Here is a 3,271-nt window from a genome sequence, read left to right as displayed (position 1 = left end):
AACCCCGCTTCGCTGAGGCTCGCTTTGCCCTTTGGACGGGCAGCGAGCCTAGCGCTACGCTCTCAACCAATTACACCACGCTGTGGGACACGACCCACTGTTCGATAAGGGTCGCACGATAAGCTCCTTGGTCGCCTCGTTTATTATTCTTTAAAACCAGATTTACAGTCGGCCATGCGACATGGTCGACGTGAGCGAATGATCCTCATTAACTATGTGTGTCATTGAAAATGACATGTAGTATTTCGACGTATTTCATGGAATAATAATAAGAATAGTGAACACATAAAATATCTAGGTTCAAATTATGCTCAAATTCAGACGGACAGTAAATCGGGCCACGTGCTCAGAAGATGAGCGATTTATTTCCGAGTTTATTTGCGGCGAGATTGGGGTGAAGAAATTAGAGACTTTTCTCCAATTGCCCCATGAAAGAGTCAATTTGCAACGTACTTGTGAAAAGGCTTTCGAAGTGAGCATTACTTCATTTCTTAAAATCGGTCAGTCAACGCCTAAAGATAGCGACAAAATTCCCTATGAATATGCGCAACGGTACTTGCTTCTTACCTCAAAGGTAACTGGCCTATTCGATGTAAAGAAGGGCGACGTTTTTGACGAGGTGGAAAATAAAACGATCAAATTACACGAACTTCAGACAATCGGAATCTCCGCAGAACGCGTAAATGAATTAGGTATAGAAATAGCGAAACTTGGCAGGAACGTTCGACTGGCGACAAACGGCGCGGAGCAAATGGCCTCTGCGTCCGTTGAACTCGTAGCGTCGATAAAGCAAATATCGTCAACATGCGACACGACAGCGACAAAGTCCGTTACTGCCCAGCAAGGTGCGCAGGACGTCGCACAGTGCTTCAGACAAGTACGCGATAGAATGTCTGCGATCGAGAGCGCCAACCGGTCCGCTGAAATGCAAGCGGAGCATCTATCGAAGGCGTTTGACAATATTACGGACGTGCTGAAATTAATCGAAGGCGTTGCTGCACAAACAAATCTTCTGGCATTAAATGCCACGATCGAGGCCGCTCGCGCCGGTGAAGCCGGTCGAGGCTTCGCGGTTGTCGCCTCAGAAGTAAAACAACTTGCAAATCAAACTGCAAAAGCTACTGAAATCGTATCAACCAGCATTGGGTCCGTAAGAGAATATATAATCCTGATTTCCAGTGCGGTGCAAATATCTGCAAATGAAGTTATGCTTGGACAACAAACAATCAACGTCGCGACAACCGCTGCTGAAGAAATAAGTCGGCAAACGATTGACATAGCTCAACACGTTCAGGAAATAAACACTGTCGTCCAACAACAAACATTTGCGAGTGATGAAGTAGCTAAAGATGCAGCCGTAGCGGCGGAAATAGCCCGTTCTTGTCAAGACTTACAGCATGCGATGATTGGGAAACTGAATTCTAGCAATTCCCTGATGCTTGAGGAGGCGAAGACGGCATTCGATCAAGATTCCGCCCTCTCGCTATGCGAAATGGCCAAAATCGATCATATCATGTTTAGAAAGCGAGCGGTTGACGTTGTCCTAAGTCAGACAAATTGGGCCGCAAAAGATGTTCCCGACCACCACACATGTCGACTTGGGAAGTGGTACGACTCAATTAATATTCCAGAAATTCGAGCCCTTAGAGCTTTTAAGGATCTGGAGAGCCCGCACTTGCGCGTTCATTCAACCGCTAAACTTGCGCTTCAAGCCCACGAAGCCGGTAATCTCGACGCCGCGCTGTCTCACCTTGACGAATTGTACTTGGCAAGTGGTGATGTGATTAGCGGTCTGCGCGCCCTCTCTAAGGAGATTGTTCGCATCGGCAGTCAATAGCGAAATAAGACTCATCCTACGTTTTGGCCCCGCGATATGTCGAAGTAGTTGCTAAAATGTCTTTCACGTGTGCGGTTCGCCGGGAGTAGAGTCGCAAGGCAATCGTGCCTAAACTGACCTTCTCTTATAATCTCTAGGTCTGTTGGCTAACACAAAAACCTGACGCGCCTCGATCGAGCCAGCGGTCATCCGTTTTGTCCGATCTGTGCCTAAGCCAGCCTTTGTCTTCTACGGTCTAGCTGGTCCGTACCGCCGCCAAGTGTTGCGGCCAGCTTGCTTGGCGGCGTAAAGCGCGAGGTCGGCCGATTTGTAGAGGGTTTCCTGGCTGTCGCCATCTTCCGGGAATATGGCTACCCCAATGCTTGGACTTGTTTTGATCTCTTCCGTCTTGAATTCTATGGGCGCGATAAAACTGGCGACGATGCGCTCGCAGACGATATCGATGCTCGCTTCATCATGGGCCTCGACCAACAGGATCGCAAACTCGTCCCCACCTAACCGTGCAATGCAATCGCTGTCGCGCAAAACGCTGCGCAGGAGTGAGGCGGTTTCGATCAGGAGGGCGTCGCCGGCATCGTGTCCCAATGTGTCATTGATGTGCTTGAAACGATCGAGGTCAATCAGGAGCAAGGCAAAGCCGCGTTTCTCACGTCGAGCCAGAGCAAGAAGTTTGCGAAAATCATCACTGAACATCCGTCGGTTGGGCAGTTCGGTAAGAACATCGAAATATGCCATCTTCTCGAGTTGAAGCTGACTTTTGATCAGATCTGATGTGCGTTGGTCAATCAGGGCTTCCAGTTCTTGCTGCCGTTTGCGCAAAATCAACGTGCGGCTTTGTACCAGGCCAAAAACGGCGGCCAAGCCGAGAATCACGCCGGCGAGTTTGATCCAGATCGTTTCATACCAGGCAGGAAGGACACGAACTGCAATTTGGAGCTCACGGTCACTCCAGGCGCCGTTTCTGTTGGAACCGCGCACATGCAGCGTGTAGGATCCTGGCGAAAGATTTGTGTAGGTCGCGGTGCGATGCGTGGCATCGGCCTGGATCCATGTCTTGTCGAAACCCTCAAGGCGATAACTGTAGAGATTGCGCTCAGGCGCAGAATAGTCCAAGGCGGAAAACTCAATGGACACGCTTTCTCCGGGGGGCACGATTAGAACTTCGTCGACACGAGCGCTGTTGAAGCGATTGACGGGGAGGGATGTGCCGCCGACTCTTATATCTGTTACGACGATCGGCGGGATATAGGTCCAGAAACTGACCTTCTCCGGTTGTATAACCGTGAGCCCGCCGGTTCCACCGAACATAATCTCTCCCTCAGGGCTCAAGGCGCCAGACCCGACCCAATAGTTCGCGATGGGCTGCCCATCGGCTCGCCCCAGAGATTGAACAGCAAATGTAGTTGGGTCGATCATGGCGGTTCCATCATCGGT

Annotated in this window: 2 protein-coding genes and 1 pseudogene; 2 read left to right on the top strand and 1 reads right to left on the bottom strand. The window is 50.2% G+C overall.

Going from position 1 to position 3,271, the window contains the following annotated elements:
• Nucleotides 1-307 precede the first annotated feature (307 nt).
• Together B060_RS28605 and B060_RS28600 are read left to right on the top strand one after the other, a co-directional pair.
• Nucleotides 308-1,300: pseudogene (locus B060_RS28605) on the top strand (methyl-accepting chemotaxis protein); the annotation flags it as partial.
• Between the two features lie 102 nt (nt 1,301-1,402).
• Nucleotides 1,403-1,837, top strand: a complete 435-nt coding sequence (locus tag B060_RS28600; protein ID WP_413783263.1) for a CZB domain-containing protein — start codon at nt 1,403-1,405, stop codon at nt 1,835-1,837.
• Between the two features lie 228 nt (nt 1,838-2,065).
• Here B060_RS28600 and B060_RS0123355 read toward each other — a convergent pair.
• Nucleotides 2,066-3,271 (bottom strand): GGDEF domain-containing protein (locus B060_RS0123355; protein WP_040401980.1); only part of this gene is annotated, 1,206 nt, incomplete at its 5' end.

Origin of the sequence: Asticcacaulis benevestitus DSM 16100 = ATCC BAA-896 (assembly GCF_000376105.1) — a bacterium.
Classification (GTDB): Bacteria; Pseudomonadota; Alphaproteobacteria; order Caulobacterales; family Caulobacteraceae; genus Asticcacaulis; species Asticcacaulis benevestitus.
The sequence above is the reverse complement of the archived record's forward strand: the minus strand, read 5'-3'. Positions and strand labels throughout refer to the sequence as shown.